Source organism: Clostridium thermobutyricum DSM 4928, assembly GCF_002050515.1.
Lineage (GTDB): Bacteria > Bacillota > Clostridia > Clostridiales > Clostridiaceae > Clostridium > Clostridium thermobutyricum.
This window is the reverse complement of the sequence record NZ_LTAY01000081.1, coordinates 41,476-56,380: the sequence shown is the minus strand read 5'-3', so window position 1 is coordinate 56,380 and position 14,905 is coordinate 41,476. Positions and strand designations below refer to the sequence as shown.

14 protein-coding genes are annotated in these 14,905 nt (G+C 26.9%); 12 read left to right on the top strand and 2 right to left on the bottom strand.

The features are described from left to right. Positions 1 to 199: 199 nt before the first annotated feature. The 9 genes from CLTHE_RS13780 to CLTHE_RS13740 all read left to right on the top strand — a co-directional run bounded on the left by CLTHE_RS13780 (position 200) and on the right by CLTHE_RS13740 (position 9,817). Entirely contained in the window at positions 200 to 2,182 is a 1,983-nt protein-coding gene (locus CLTHE_RS13780) for an FAD-dependent oxidoreductase (RefSeq protein ID WP_080023960.1), read from the top strand. Between the two features lie 66 nt (positions 2,183 to 2,248). Continuing rightward, positions 2,249 to 3,217, top strand: a complete 969-nt coding sequence (locus CLTHE_RS13775) for a polyprenyl synthetase family protein (RefSeq protein WP_080023959.1) — start codon at positions 2,249 to 2,251, stop codon at positions 3,215 to 3,217. A gap of 12 nt (positions 3,218 to 3,229) precedes the next feature. Further along, the gene (locus CLTHE_RS13770; RefSeq protein ID WP_080023958.1) at positions 3,230 to 4,294 is read left to right on the top strand and encodes an ABC transporter ATP-binding protein; all 1,065 of its coding nucleotides are present in this window, start codon (positions 3,230 to 3,232) and stop codon (positions 4,292 to 4,294) included. Positions 4,295 to 4,298: 4 nt separating this feature from the next. Next, positions 4,299 to 5,591, top strand: a complete 1,293-nt coding sequence (locus CLTHE_RS13765; protein ID WP_080023957.1) for an ABC transporter substrate-binding protein — start codon at positions 4,299 to 4,301, stop codon at positions 5,589 to 5,591. Next, on the top strand, positions 5,581 to 6,456 hold the full coding sequence (locus tag CLTHE_RS13760) for a carbohydrate ABC transporter permease (protein WP_080023956.1): 876 nt from the start codon (positions 5,581 to 5,583) through the stop codon (positions 6,454 to 6,456). Before CLTHE_RS13765 ends, CLTHE_RS13760 begins: the two co-directional genes overlap by 11 nt. Continuing rightward, positions 6,446 to 7,276: a carbohydrate ABC transporter permease gene (locus tag CLTHE_RS13755; RefSeq protein WP_080023955.1), complete on the top strand. Its 831-nt coding sequence runs from the start codon at positions 6,446 to 6,448 to the stop codon at positions 7,274 to 7,276. Before CLTHE_RS13760 ends, CLTHE_RS13755 begins: the two co-directional genes overlap by 11 nt. Beyond that, positions 7,277 to 8,206 (top strand): prenyltransferase, encoded by a 930-nt coding sequence (locus CLTHE_RS13750; RefSeq protein WP_080023954.1) that lies wholly within the window; start codon positions 7,277 to 7,279, stop codon positions 8,204 to 8,206. Then, positions 8,206 to 9,036, top strand: a complete 831-nt coding sequence (locus CLTHE_RS13745; protein ID WP_080023953.1) for an ABC transporter substrate-binding protein — start codon at positions 8,206 to 8,208, stop codon at positions 9,034 to 9,036. Before CLTHE_RS13750 ends, CLTHE_RS13745 begins: the two co-directional genes overlap by 1 nt. A 127-nt stretch (positions 9,037 to 9,163) precedes the next feature. Continuing rightward, positions 9,164 to 9,817: a DNA alkylation repair protein gene (locus CLTHE_RS13740; RefSeq protein ID WP_080023952.1), complete on the top strand. Its 654-nt coding sequence runs from the start codon at positions 9,164 to 9,166 to the stop codon at positions 9,815 to 9,817. A gap of 245 nt (positions 9,818 to 10,062) precedes the next feature. Here the strand turns inward: CLTHE_RS13740 and CLTHE_RS13735 are convergent, their stop codons facing one another. Both CLTHE_RS13735 and CLTHE_RS13730 read right to left on the bottom strand, forming a co-directional pair. Continuing rightward, positions 10,063 to 10,578 carry a Gx transporter family protein gene (locus CLTHE_RS13735; protein WP_080023951.1) on the bottom strand — a complete coding sequence of 172 codons (516 nt, stop codon included), beginning with the start codon at positions 10,576 to 10,578 and terminating at the stop codon, positions 10,063 to 10,065. A 3-nt stretch (positions 10,579 to 10,581) separates the two neighbouring features. Further along, positions 10,582 to 10,980, bottom strand: a complete 399-nt coding sequence (locus CLTHE_RS13730; protein WP_158082745.1) for a NusG domain II-containing protein — start codon at positions 10,978 to 10,980, stop codon at positions 10,582 to 10,584. Positions 10,981 to 11,144: 164 nt separating this feature from the next. On the opposite strand from CLTHE_RS13730, the gene CLTHE_RS13725 reads away from it, so the two are divergent. The 3 genes from CLTHE_RS13725 (at position 11,145) to CLTHE_RS13715 (ending at position 14,617) form a co-directional block, all read left to right on the top strand. Then, positions 11,145 to 11,615 carry an FMN-binding protein gene (locus tag CLTHE_RS13725; RefSeq protein ID WP_080023949.1) on the top strand — a complete coding sequence of 157 codons (471 nt, stop codon included), beginning with the start codon at positions 11,145 to 11,147 and terminating at the stop codon, positions 11,613 to 11,615. A gap of 284 nt (positions 11,616 to 11,899) precedes the next feature. Continuing rightward, positions 11,900 to 13,645, top strand: coding sequence for a phosphoenolpyruvate carboxykinase (ATP) (locus tag CLTHE_RS13720; protein ID WP_080023948.1), 1,746 nt, complete (start codon positions 11,900 to 11,902; stop codon positions 13,643 to 13,645). A gap of 258 nt (positions 13,646 to 13,903) precedes the next feature. Continuing rightward, positions 13,904 to 14,617, top strand: coding sequence for a YdcF family protein (locus CLTHE_RS13715; RefSeq protein ID WP_242945653.1), 714 nt, complete (start codon positions 13,904 to 13,906; stop codon positions 14,615 to 14,617). Positions 14,618 to 14,905 lie beyond the last annotated feature (288 nt).

Here is a 14,905-nt window from a genome sequence, read left to right as displayed (position 1 = left end):
GATTTTTATAGCGAAAAAGGGGGTAAATAAAAATATAGGGGGATAAAAGTCAATAGATTAGGGGCTTCACGTAAAAGGATAGTAATTTATACATAAAAAAACTAGGTATTTTGTGTAGTAGACAATAAGTTTTAATATATATAGAATTAATCCATGTGAAAACACAAGACTTTTATTTAGAAGGGATTGAAGAAAGAGTATGTCAACTAAAATAGTTATTTTAGGGGCTGGATATGCAGGTGTCCATGCAGCTAAAAAATTAGCCAAGAAGTATAAAAAGAAAAATGATGTGGAAATTACTTTAATTGATAAAAATCCATATCATACATTAATGACAGAATTACATGAAGTAGCAGGGGGAAGAGTTCCAGAAGAATCAGTTAAGGTTGAACTTTCTAGAATATTCCACAGAACTAAAGTTAATGTAGTTGTAGATTTAATAGAAAATGTAGATACAGATAAAAAGAAAATTAAAACTAAAAATGGCGAATTTGACTATGATTATTTAATGATAGGAATGGGAAGTGAGCCAGCTTTCTTTGGAGTTCCTGGAGTTAAAGAAAATGGATTTACTTTATGGTCACTAGATGATGCTTTAAGAATAAAAAGTCATATAGAAGATAGAGTTAAGGAAGCTTCATTTGAAAGAAATATAGAAAAAAGAAGAAGAATGCTTACTTTCGTAGTAGCAGGTTCAGGATTTACTGGAATAGAAATGGCTGGAGAACTTTTAGAATGGAAAGATACTTTAGCTAAAAAATATAGAGTTGATGTAAAAGAAATTAAATTATTAGTTGTTGAAGCTATGGGAACTATACTAAATATGCTTGATAGAAAACAAGCTGATAAAGCTGAAAAATATATGGTTAAGCATGGAGTAGAGGTATTAAAAAATTCTCCTATAGTTGAAGTTACTAAAAATACAATAAAGCTTAAGGATGGAAAGATTATTCCTACCGAAACTTTAATATGGACTTGTGGTGTACAAGCTAACAATGATTTATCAGAGTTAGAAATGGAAAAATCTAGAGCTGGAAGATATAAAACAAATAGCTACATGGAAGCAGAAGGAAAAGATGGTGTTTATGTAGTTGGAGATTTAGCTTACATTGAAGATAAAGAAGGAAAAGGAAATCCGCAAATAGTTGAAGCAGCAGAACAAACAGCAGTTACAGCTGCAAAAAATATAATTGCTTCAATAGAAAATAAAGAAAAAGTAGAATTTAAGCCAAATTATCATGGATTTATGGTATCTATTGGTGGAAGATATGGAGTTGCAAACCTAATGGGAATAAAACTTTCAGGGTTCTTTGCAATGGTTATGAAGCATCTTATAAATATGGTTTATTTATTTAGTGTAAATAATGTACATGCTGTTTATAATTATCTTCAACATGAATTCTTCGCAATGAAAGAAAGAAGATGTATAATGCGTGGTCATTTATCATCAAAAGGAAATAGATTATGGCTTGTACCTTTAAGAGTATATATAGGATTCCTTTGGTTATTTGAAGGACTTAAAAAGTTAATTGGTGAAGAAACTTGGACAAAAGCTTTTGATACAGCTCAAAGTGAAGCAAATTCAACAAATGGAGTAATTGATAGTGTTAGTGCTTATGCAAATTCTTTAAGTGATAACTTAACTATTGGTTGGGATAGTTGGATGAAAATGGGGAATGTGAAAATGCCATTTGAATGGCTTCAAGATACAGTTTCAGGTGCATCAGCAACTACAGATGCTGCAGTAAATATGCCAAAACCAATTTTTGAAACTATGCCAAAATTCTATGAATCAATTATGCAAATATTCATGCCAAATGCAGAAATTGCAGTTTGGGCTCAAAGAGTAGTTGTTTTACTTGAAATTGGAATAGGTCTTTGTTTAATTGCTGGATTATTTACTTTCTTAGCAAGTGCAGCTTCAGCTTTTATGACAGTAAACTTTATATTCTCAGCTATGGCTGGATTTGATATTCTTTGGTTTACTTTTGGAAGTATTGCATTAATGTGTGGAGCAGGAAGAACTTTTGGGCTTGATTATTATGTAATGCCTTGGATAAATAAACTCGTGGGTAATTTCTGGATGGGTAAAAGAGAGCCAATCTATGATATACATGGACATGGATTAAATGAAGTTTCAGCATATGACATAGAAACTATGGAAACATCTAATAATAAATAAGAAAATAAAATTAGAGCTTTAGGTTTAATAAACTTAAAGCTCTTGAAATAAAACGAGGGGGAAGAGATGAAAAGCTTTTGGAATAATTATCCTGAAATAGGTAGAGAAGTAGAGAAAATAAAAAAAAATATAATAAAAAATGCAAAATGTAAGGATAAAGTTATTGAAAATAGTATAGTAGAACTAGTTGAGTCTGGTGGGAAAATGTTGAGACCAGGTTTTACAGTTTTAGCCTCAAAATTTGGAGAATATGAAGAAGAAAGAGCAATAGCTCTTGGTTCAGTAGTTGAGATGTTCCATATGGCTACACTTGTACATGATGATGTTATAGATGACGCAGAACTTAGGCGAGGAAAAAGAACAATTCAGTCTAAATATGGTAAAAATTATGCAGTATACATAGGTGATTATTTATTTTGTCTTTGCTTTAAAACACTTGGGAGCACATCTTCCCTTAAAAGAGATATTCAAATGGATACAAAAGTTATGTCTAGAATTTGTTTAGGAGAAGTTGAACAATTAAATTCAAGATATAAAAAGGACATAACAATAAAAGATTATTTAAAAAGAATATCAGGAAAAACAGCGGAGTTATTTTCTCTAAGTCTTTATATAGGAGCAATTGAAAGTGGATGTGATAAGAAAACTTCAAGACTATTTTGGGAGATTGGTCATAACATAGGAATGGCATTTCAAATAATTGATGATATTTTAGATTTAACTGGAGATTCAAATAAAACAGGAAAAGCTGTAGGAAATGACCTAATGGAGGGAGTGTATACTCTTCCACTTCTTATAGCATTAAGAAATAATAAGGAAGCCTTTGATAAGATTCTTAAAGAAGAAGAGTATTCTAAAGAAGAAATTTTAGAAATAATAGATTTAATAAAAGAAAATGGTGGAATAGAAAAATCTATGGAAATAGCAAATAAGTATTCTAATAAAGCTTTTAAAAATATACTTAATTTACCTGAAAATGAATATAGAGACATATTGATGGAAATAACTAAGAATATGCTTAGTAGAGAACAATAATAGGTAAGAGTTTTGAATAATTATATTGTTTTTAAAAATATAAGTAAAAAATATAAAGAAACAGAAGCTTTAAAGAATATTAGTTTTGCAATTAAAAAAGGTGAGATAGTTTCAGTATTAGGACCAAGTGGAAGTGGAAAATCTACACTTTTAGAACTCATATGTGGTTTTGAGAAACCTGATAGCGGAGAAATAATTATTGATGGTGAAAACATAGAAGGTAAAGAACCGAGGGATAGAAATATATCAATGATATTTCAAAATTATGCTCTTATGCCACATTTAAATGTCTATGAAAATATTTCATTTGGAATGAAAATACGTAAAGAGAAAAAGAAAGATATAAAAGAAAAAACTCTTTGGGCGGCAAAGATTCTTCAATTAGAAGATGTGCTTTATAAAAAGCCTAAAGAACTTTCTGGAGGACAAAGACAAAGAGTAGCAATTGGTAGAGGAATAGTTAGAAATCCAAAACTTTTTTTAATGGATGAACCTTTGTCAAATCTTGATTATAAACTTAGGATGGAAACTTGCTCAGAAATTGTAAATTTAAATAGAGAAATAAAGGGAACAACTCTTTATGTTACCCATGATCAAGAAGAAGCAATTCTTATATCAGATAGATTAGTTATCTTAAATAAGGGGGCAATTATGCAAATAGGTACAGGAAAAGAAATTTATGATAGACCAAAGAACAAATTTGTAGCAGAGTTTATAGGAAAAACAAAAATGAATTTTTTAGATATAAAAAAAGAAAGTGATAAGTTTTTTCTAGAAGAAATAGGAACTATAGAAACAGACAAATTTTCATATATAAAAGATGGAAATTATATCTTAGGAATTAGATCAGAGGATATAGAATTAAAAAATGATTCAAGTATAAAAGGAAATGTTGTAGGTTCTGTTTATTTAGGTGGAGAATATATAACAGAGATAGAATTAAAAAACAAAATATTAAAAGTTAAAACAAATAAAGATTTAAGCTATAAACTAGGTGGAACTGTTGGTATAAGTTTCAACTTAGATAAAATAAATATTTTTGACCAAAATACTAATGAGAATTTAAGGAGAGATTAGGGGAATGAAAAAAAGGTTAATAACTGGATTATTATTATCAACTATGGTTTTTACAGGAGTTTTAGCTGGATGTGGTGCTAAAGAAGATGATAAAGAAGAAAAAGGGAAAGTAAAAGGAACAATTACAGTAGTTACAAGCAGAGTTGATGGAGAAAAAGTTTTTGAAGAGGTAGAAAAGAAATTTAAGGAAAAATATCCTGAAGTAGAAGATGTAGTTTTTGAATCATCAAGCGATTATGACAATCACATAAGAACTAGAATGAATACTAAGGATTATGGAGATGTGCTATTTATTCCATTTAGTATGAATGCAAATCCAAAAGAATATGCAGATTTCTTTGAGCCTCTTGGAAAAGTAGAAGAGTTAGAAAAACAATATATAGATGTTACTGAAGCAGATTATGATGGAATAGCTTATGGAATTCCAACAGCTTTAAACTCACTTGGAATCATTTATAATGAAGATGTTTTAAAAGAAGCTGGAGTAGAAAAAATGCCTACTTCATTAGAAGAAATGGTAGAAGCATGTGAAAAGATAAAGAAAAATACAGATGCGATTCCATTCTATACAAATTATAATAATACTCTTGGAGTATGGGGTGGTGCTTTAACTTCATATGGAGGAGAAAATTATAGAAAAGATACTTTAGATAAAGGAACAGCTTTTGAAAGTGGACAACCTATAAGACAGGTAATGGATTTATTCTACGCTTTAACTAGTAAAGGACTTACTGAAGAAGATCCTATTACAGGTGATTACGGAAAATCTCAACAAATGCTAGCAGATGGAAAAGTTGCAATGTTTATGATGGGTTCACAAGAGCTTGTTGAAATAAGAGAAATGGCTAAAAATAAAGAAAGTATAAAAATAGCTCCATTCCCAGTTAAATTTAATGGGGAAACAACTATTGCTTTTGGAGCACCAGAAGTTGTAGGAATAAATAAAAATAGTGAAAATAAAGAAACTGCAAAAGCATTTTTAGAATTCATATCTTCAAGCGAAAGTGGATATGCAGAAAATTTAGCAGGACTTTCTCCAAAAATTGATTCATTAGATAAAGAGCAATTAACTGCATTAAAAAATCATAATGTAGTATTGACAGCTCCACAAGTAGATCCAGAAGTTGATATGCAATATACAAAAATAGCTAAAGAAGCTGATGTAGCAAGATTAAATGGAGTACTTCAAAAAACTATAAATATAGGATTATATCCAAATGATAATGAAAGCTATGAGGAATTTGTAAAGAGTTCGGAAGTTAAGTGGGAAAAGGCTGTAAAAAATAATGAAAAATAGATTAAATGGAGAAAGAAAAGCATTAATTGCTTTTCTTTCTTTGCCTTTAATATTAATAATTTTATTTGGATTAATACCTATAATATGCTTGATTTATTATAGCTTTACAGAATGGAATGGCATATCTCAGACAAAAGAAATAGTTTATTTTGATAATTATATAAAAATTCTAACAAGTGAAAAATATTTAGAAGTTTTTAAAAACTGTTTTTATTATTTAATATCAGGATTATTGCAAATAGTAATTGGATTTATTTTAGCTTTGATTCTTTATTCAAAAACTAAATTTAAAGGATTTTTTAAAGGTGTATTTTTATTTCCAGTACTTATAAGCGGAGTTGCTATATCAATGATATTTAGAGTGTTCTTTGCTCCTAATGGAACTTTAGATGGAGTTTTAACATTAATAGGACTTGAAGAAAATATAAGATATTGGTTAGGAGATCCTAAAATAGTAAATTGGACTCTTTCATTTATTTCCCTTTGGAGATATACAGGAATGAGCTTTATACTGTATTTTTGTGCAATGCAATCTATACCAATAGAACAATTTAAAGTATTAGAAATAGAAGGAGGTGGAGTTATACAAAAAATTTTTCATGTAATAATTCCAAACATAAAAACCTCTATAAAAATAAATTTTATAATGCTTTTTATAGGAGTTGTTTCTGTATTTGATATTCCTATGATTATGACAGATGGTTCAAATGGTACAAGCACTTTTTTACTTAAAACAATGAAAGTAGCTTTTGAAGATAAAGAGTTTGGTATGGCTTCAGCTATGGCAGTTATTTTAAGTTTAATATTAATTTCAATAATGATTATAAGAAAAATTGTTGTTAAAGGAGATAAAAATGAAAAGTAAAAAAGTATTTTCTAATTTATTTAAATATGGAATATTGATTTTATGGACATTAATTATATTACTTCCTTTAATAACTGTAATATTTGGTTCTTTTAAATCTTATAGTGAATTTAATAGTACAAGTGGAATAGCTCCTCCAAGTAGCCTATCTTTTGAAAATTATAAACGAGTTTTAATAGAAGGAAAGCTTTTGAGTGGATTTTTTAATACATTTATACTTGTTATTTTTGGAGTTTGCGGAAGCGTATTTGTAGGTTCTATATTAGCTTTTGCATTAAATAGATTTAACTTTAAATATAAAAAATTGATTTTAGGAATATTTCTTTTAGTATCAATAGTTCCAATAGAAGTTTCACAAGTTGCAACTTTTAAGATAATAAATGGAATGGGACTTTATAACACACGTATTGCTCCAATTTTACTTTATATAGGAGCTGATATGCTTACACTTTATATTTACATGCAAATGTTAGAGAAAGTTCCAAAGGATATTGATAAAGCAGTCATATTAGAAGGTGGAAGTATGTTTTATTTATATAGAAAAGTAATTTTTCCTATAGTAAGGCCAGCAACATTTACTGTATGCCTTTTAAAGACAATAAGTATTTATAATGATTTTTATATTCCATTTTTATATATGCCAAAAGAAGGTTTAAATACTGTTTCAACAACTGTATTTAGATTTATGTCAACAAGTAAAGTAGAATGGAATGTAATATGTGCAGGGATTGTTTTAAGTATTATTCCAATGCTTATATTTTTTATATTTTTGCAAAAAAGAATATACAACGGAATAATGGAAGGAAGTGTGAAAGGGTAAATGAAAGATTTTTTTAAGAGAGTGTATACAGTTATAGAAATAAGAACTGGTTTTGCAACAGGGCTTCCAGTTTTAAGTGCAGGGCTTTTTGGAGCTTATTTAAAAGGGGATTTAAATATAACTTTATTATTTTTAATGTTTATATCTGGATTTAGTTTTAATATAGTTGCAAATATTGCAAATGAAATTAGAGGTTATTTAAAAAATGAAGAGACAGATGAAACTATGACAGGACATAAAGGAAGTGAAGGACTTGCAAGAGGAGATGCAAAGCTTATTGATGCAATAATTGCACTTTTAATTTTCTTTATATTAGGAGGAGCTTCAGGGCTTTTAATAGTTTTTATAACAAAAGATTTGCTTATACTTTTAATAGGTTTTTTAAGTGCTTTAGCTGCAATTTGTTATTCTTTAGGACCTAAGCCTTATATAGTTTATCCTGTAGGAGAACTTGTATCAGGAATATTTGTTGGTGGAATTAGTAGTCTTGTATCAGCTTATATACAGTTAGGAGAGTTAAATTTAGGAATAATCTTATATTCTGTAATAGGAGTATTTATGACTATATTTTTAATGGCGGCAAATAATACATCAGATTATAACAAAGATAAAGGACATAGAGTAACTCTTCCTCATGTTATAGGATTTGAAAATTCAATAAAAATAATATTACCAGAAGGAATATTAATGTTTTCTTCTTTAGTATCACTTATGGTATTAGGATATATAAATATAGTACTATTTCTTATAGGAACTTTTTGTATGTATTATTTTGGATATGTAAAATGGTATAAAGATTATAAAAAAATAAAAGAGCCATATAAAGAGATGGCTAAAGAATGGGGACCAAGACCACTACTTCTTATATATAGCTTTAATCTTTTAATGTCATTAGGATTTGTAATATTTTTAATAGGAGGATTAATATAATGAAAGTCTTTATAATAAAAAAGAATCCTTTAACAATACCAGTAGTTCTTTCAGAAGCTTTAGGTCTTTATAAAGAAAACAAAATAAATGTTTCTATAAAATATGAAGAGGATTTTTTATTTAAAGGAAAAAATCCTTATACTACAGATGAATCTGATTGTATGATGGGAGATTTAACATTTTTCTTTTATGCTTTAGAAAAAGGAATAGATTCAGTAATAACATCAAATTTAACTAGAACTATTCATTTGCTTTTAGGGAAAGGTAAATCATTTAAAGATGAAAACTTAAAAATAGGAGTAAATAGAACAGGACTTTTTAGATTATTTATGGAAAATGATTTAAAGGATAAGCTTAAAAATCCAGAAATAGTATGGATAAATAATACTTATGAAAGGATAGAAGCTTTAAAGAAAAAAGAGATAGATGGACTAATAGCAATAGAGCCATTTATAGATGAGCTTGAAAATAGAGATTTAGGTAAAAGAGTTTGGAGTTTAAAAAATTCAGATAAGAACTTAGTTATGTGGTGTTTTAAAAGAGAATACTATGAAAAAAATAAAGAAGAGGTTAAAATATTTCATAAAGTTTTAAGAGAAGCAAATAATATTTATAATAATATGCTAGAAGAAGAAAAAAGAAAATTTTTAAAAGAGCATATGAATTATGATGCAGAACACATAGAAATTGCTTTAAAATTTAAATTCGAAAACGAAGGACAAGTTAGAGAAGAAGATTATAATCTTTGTCAAGATTGGATGATTAAAACTGGAGAGATAAAAAATAAGTATAGTAATGCTTATTATAATAGGTCTTCTGAAATATTATAAGATAAAGTAGAGATTGCTAAAAGGCTATCTCTATTTTATTTATTAAAAAATATTATATAATTATTTATAAGATTATAAAGAATAATAATGTAATAACATTGTTAGAACTAGAGAGGAAGCTATATAAGTGTTAGAAATAAAGAAAAAATTTTTAAATTTACAAAATGAAGAAAATGCCAAAAATATGAAAGCTTATATGAAAAATAACTTTGAATTTTTAGGAATTAGGACAGCTGAAAGAAGAAAAGTTCAAAAAGAAGAATTTAAAAAAATACCTAAAGATGCAGAAATAGATAAAGAGTTTGTAAGAAGTTTATGGAATGAAGAGTGTAGAGAATTTCAATATGCTGCTTTGGATTATTTAATTAAAATGAGAAAAAAATTAAAAAAAGATGATATTTTATTTATAGAAGAATTAATAAGAAATAAGCCATGGTGGGACACTATAGACCCTATAGCTAGTTATTTAGTAGGAGAAATTTGTAAAAACTACCCTGAAGTTATAGATACATATATTATCAAGTGGATAGAAGATGAAAATTTTTGGATAAGAAGAAGTTCTATTATATTTCAATTAAAGTATAAAGAAAAAACAAATACTAATATACTTGAAAAAGCTATAAAACCTAATCTTAATGAAAAAGAATTTTTTATAAGAAAAGCAATTGGATGGGCATTAAGAGAATACTCAAAAACTAATAAAATTTGGGTTAGTGATTTTGTAGAAAATAATGATATGAGTGGATTAAGTAGAAGAGAAGCTAGTAAATACTTAGGTTAGTATTTACTAGTATTTTTAAATAAAAAATATAAAAGTAAAAATGATTTTTATGCTATAGATTTAATTTTAGATTACGATATAAAGATTAAAAGAGAATTATGGTGAAAGGGAGTTTAAAAAATGAAACATGAGTGGAGAAAACATGAAAAAGATATATATATTCCAAAAAAGAAGCCTGAAATTATAGATGTACAAGAGTTTAAGTATATTACTATAACAGGAAAATAAAAAAACTTAGACAAGTATTATGCAAGTCTAAGTTTTTTTAAATGTACTAAACAATAATTTGAGCATATTCCTATAAATATTCCTGTTATTATTCCAATAAAAGATAAAACAGGAAGATATAAAAATACTCCTATATTTTCTAAAATTAATGAAGCGACTATAAGTTGTCCAACATTATGGAAGAAAGCAGCAGCTGCGCTAACTCCAATTATTGATACTTTATCTTTAAGTACCTCTTTTAATATTATGGCTACTGTAAAGCTTAATATTCCACCAGAAATACTATATAAAAGTGTAGATAGTCCTCCACCAAACATAGTTGATAATATTATCCTTAGAACTAAAACTATAAAAGCTTCTCTATAACTATCTAGTGTATAGATACTTATCATTATTATAAGGTTAGCAAGTCCTAGTTTAGCTCCAGGAGTTAAAAATGGAGTAGGAATTGATCTTTCAACTGTAAAAAGTATTAATGCAAGTGAAATTAAAAGTGACATATAAACCATTTTTGAAGTTTTTCTTTTAAACATAATCTAATGTGAAAAAATCATATCATCATCTGAATGATTTTCTTCCTTTCCTCTAATTTCTACTATTAATTTATGCGGAAGACAAATTATACTTTGGAAGGATTTTGATATTGCTGGAGTTTTAACGCAAACATCATCCTTACAGTCAGCCTCTATCATAGAAACAACACCATCTTTAATTGATATAGTATTATTCCCAGAAGGCGTATTTATAATATGTTCTCCGTTTTTAGTTATATCTAATGTTTCAATTATTTTTCCATCAACAGAAATATTTATGTATTTAGCTTTATTCTCCTTTGAATATGCAATATTAAAGATAAAAAGGGGAGAAAAAGATAGTATAATCAAACAAATAATAATAATAATATCGAATTTTTTTAACAATTTAAGGCTTTTCAATGACTTTCTCCTAATAATATTAATATAATTAAATTTTATAATATAAATAATGATATGTGGTAATAGAAAAAAGCTATATAGCATAGAAAATATATATTAATATAATAGATTAGAATTGAGGTATAATCCTTAGTGTAAGTATAGTATACATAGGGGGAGAAAAAATGAAAAAGAAATTAGTATTAGTATTATGCTCAGCAATGATGGCTATGTCACTAGTAGCTTGTGGAGGTTCAGATAAGCCAGAAGAAAAACCACAAGAAGCTACAAAGCAAACTATGAAAGATGGAACTTATGAAGTAGACACTAAAGACGATAAAGATGGTGGAGCAAAAGTTTCAATAACAGTTAAAGATGGGAAAATAACTGAAGCTAAATATAATGAATTTACTAAAGAAGGTAATAAGAGAGAAAATAAAGAATATAATGCTCAAATGAAAGAAGTAGCTAAAACTAGTCCAGAAACTTTTGAAGTTGAATTTGAAAAGCAAGTGGTAGCAGCTCAAAATCATGAAATTGATGGAGTAACTGGAGCAACTGGTTCAACAGCTCAAGCTAAGCAATTATTCCAAAAAGCTATAGAAAATGCTGAAGCTGGTAAAACAGATAAAGAAACTATAGAAATAAAAAAATAATATAGATTGTTAAAGCAGATTTGTATATACAAATCTGCTTTTTTGTTTATGTAAAGAAAAATAAAAATATGAAATTTTGAAAATATTAATTAAAAAAGAGTACATAAAAAAAATTAGTTTAGGTTAAAATGTCAAATGTTGTAGTGTAAAGCTTTAATGTTAGAAAAATGCAAAAAATATATTCACAAACTTTCATAACTTATGATATAATTACAATAAATCGAAGAAAATAAAAGAAAAATGCAATTTTAAATAGATTAAAATTTCAAAAAGGGGGCATACGAATGCAACGAGATTTTTCAATGAGTAATGACAAAGTAATAATAAATTTTACAACTAAATACTGTTCTAATTTTGAATCACTTTTGGATAGTGAAGGATTTAGAAGAGTAGTAGATGCTTTTATAAAAAAAATAGAAAAGAAAAATACTTTAAGTTATAGATATTTAACAGAGGCTTTAGAAACAAATGATGCTGTAGAACTTAGAAGAGATTTATTAAAAATATTTAAGTATTTAACTGTTCTTGATTTAAAAGATATTAAAGAGTTAAATAATAAATATGGAAATTTTTTAGAAGATAAAGATAAAGCAATAGTATTAATTGAAGAATTATATTTATTCTGGAGAAGACTTGAAAGATATACTTTAATCCATGGTGGGAAAAAATCTTCAGGTTTAGCTGCTATGAGTTTTACTGAAGCAAATGATGGATTATCAAAGCTTATATTAAAGTTTTATAGAAAAATAGAAAAAAATATATTAGGAAAAGAGCCAAAAGTATTTAGACAAATACCAGCAGGTGGAAATTCATGTATTATGATAAATGAAATTTTATGGCCAGTTCCAAATGGATATGAAAAATTAGAGAGAATACCATTTATAGATAGTATACTTTTAGAAACTCCATTTATAACATATCCTAAAAGAAATACAAGAACAGGAATGTTTTCAGAAATAGATGAAAATCCATTAAAATATACAAAATTAGATAGAGACCACTGGTATTGCTATCCTGCAAAAGTTGGGGAACTTTTAGCTTATGTTTATTTCCACAGAGATTTTATGGCACATGGAATAACTATGTCAAACCTTTTTGAAATGGCTAGAAAAGATGAATGTAGAGGTAAAAAACCAGATTTAATTTATATTTATGGTGCTAAAGACAATGAAGGAGATGCAAAAACTGTATTCTATAATGATGAGAAAAATGACATCATGTTAGGATATGTTAATTACACAGAAGATGTAGATTATTTTGGATATTTAAAGAAAATGACATTAACTCTTCATAACTTAAAGATGATTAAAAATGGAAACTTACCAATACACGGAGCAATGGTTAATATAACATTAAAGAATGGAAAAACAGCAAATGTTGTAATAATGGGAGATAGTGGAGCAGGTAAATCAGAAAGTTTAGAAGCTCTTAGAACTTTAAGTGAAGACTATATTTCAGATATGACAATTCTTTTTGATGATATGGGAACTTTCAAATTAGAAGATGGAAAAATTAAAGGATACGGAACTGAAATAGGAGCATTTGTAAGACTTGATGACCTAGACCAAGGATATGCATTTAAAGAAATGGATAGAAGTATATTTATGAATCCAGATAAGGTTAATGCAAGACTTGTTATGCCAGTTGCACCATATAAAGAGATTATTAAAGGATATGAAGTAGATCTTTTCTACTATGCAAATAACTATACAAAAGTAGAAGAAGGAGATCCTTCAATTGATTATTTTAATACTCCAGAAGAAGCTATAAAAGTATTTAGAGCAGGAGCAAGAATGGCTAAAGGAACTACAAGTGAAAAAGGATTAGTTGAAAGTTATTTTGCAAATCCATTTGGACCAGCACAAAAAGAGAAAGAAACAGATATATTATTAGATAAGTATTTTAATGCAATGTTTAAAGGAAAAGTTAAAGTTGGTCAAATAAAAACTTGTTTAGGCGTAAAAGGACAAGAAAAAACAGGCCCAAGAAAAGCAGCATTAGAATTATTTGAAGAAATTAAAAAATTATAATATAAAAGAAAGACATCTTAAAAGAAATTTTAAGATGTTTTTTTATTAAAATTTATAATAAAAATCTAAAATAATTAAATGAAATGATTTTAGATTATGAAAATAAAATTAAAAAAATAAATATATAATATTTAAAAATTCTATTTAATTTTTATTAAGAAATAATATTGTAATTTTATTGTCAAATAGTGAATTTATAAATATGATAATCTAAAATTAGAGGTGAATTAAATGGTAAGAAATTCTTATATCATTTTTTTGGCTTTTGGTGTTTTTATTGTATTCTTAATATTTTTCATAATAATTCCAATTCGTTTGGTGAAGAAGGGAAAAAAGGAAAATAAAAAGAAATTCGAAATTTTAGGTTATATATTAGGACTTATTACATGTATATTCCTTATATCATATGTTTTATTTGAAGGATTTTATATTTATAAGATGGATACATATAAAACATTAAATAACGTTGGAAATTATAATTATGAAATTATATTAGGTGGAGGATTAAATGGTTATAAACCAGGACCTTTACTTCAAAAAAGATTAGATTTAGGAATTGATTATTTAGAAGAACATCCAAAGACAAAAGTTATATTATCTGGCGGAAAAGGAGCAAATGAAGTAATTCCAGAGTCAGAAGCAATGGAAAATTATCTTATTTCTAATGGAATATCTAAAGATAGAATAATACAAGAAAATAAATCTAAAAATACTGCTCAAAATATAGAATTTTCTAAAAGAATTCTAGATAAATTAGGAGCAGGAAATGAAAAAATTCTTATAGTAACAAATGATTTTCATCTTTATAGAGCACAGCTTATAGCAGATACATTAGGAATGAAAAATGCAGGAATAGCTTGCTGTAGCAATACTTCTCTTAGACTTGAATATACAGCTCTTGCATATCCATCAACTATAAAATCATTATTAGAAGTAGAATGGTATAAAAATCATAATAAAAATTATAAATAAGGTTTATAAAAAATTGATAGTAATTTATGATATAAGGTTATTAAACCTTTAATAATATGTATAAAAAAATGGTGATATTATATGTAAAAATTCTTGAAAAAACTTTTTTATTAGGCTCTGTTTTAAAATAATGTTGATAATATATACTGAATTTAAAAGACCAGTGATTTAGAAAGCATTGGTCTTTAGTTCGTAATATATTAAAATTGTATATTGAAAATATTGAACATTTTGCTTGAATACTGCTACATTCTAAATATATAACACATTTATTGTTATTCCTCTTTT

Coding starts and splice junctions, on each gene's coding strand:
- CLTHE_RS13725 (WP_080023949.1), top strand. CDS start 11,145: ATGAAAAAGAAATTAGTATTAGTATTATGCTCAGCAATGATGGCTATG.
- CLTHE_RS13755 (WP_080023955.1), top strand. CDS start 6,446: ATGAAAAGTAAAAAAGTATTTTCTAATTTATTTAAATATGGAATATTG.
- CLTHE_RS13780 (WP_080023960.1), top strand. CDS start 200: ATGTCAACTAAAATAGTTATTTTAGGGGCTGGATATGCAGGTGTCCAT.
- CLTHE_RS13765 (WP_080023957.1), top strand. CDS start 4,299: ATGAAAAAAAGGTTAATAACTGGATTATTATTATCAACTATGGTTTTT.
- CLTHE_RS13760 (WP_080023956.1), top strand. CDS start 5,581: ATGAAAAATAGATTAAATGGAGAAAGAAAAGCATTAATTGCTTTTCTT.
- CLTHE_RS13745 (WP_080023953.1), top strand. CDS start 8,206: ATGAAAGTCTTTATAATAAAAAAGAATCCTTTAACAATACCAGTAGTT.
- CLTHE_RS13750 (WP_080023954.1), top strand. CDS start 7,277: ATGAAAGATTTTTTTAAGAGAGTGTATACAGTTATAGAAATAAGAACT.
- CLTHE_RS13735 (WP_080023951.1), bottom strand. CDS start 10,578: ATGTTTAAAAGAAAAACTTCAAAAATGGTTTATATGTCACTTTTAATT.
- CLTHE_RS13720 (WP_080023948.1), top strand. CDS start 11,900: ATGCAACGAGATTTTTCAATGAGTAATGACAAAGTAATAATAAATTTT.
- CLTHE_RS13775 (WP_080023959.1), top strand. CDS start 2,249: ATGAAAAGCTTTTGGAATAATTATCCTGAAATAGGTAGAGAAGTAGAG.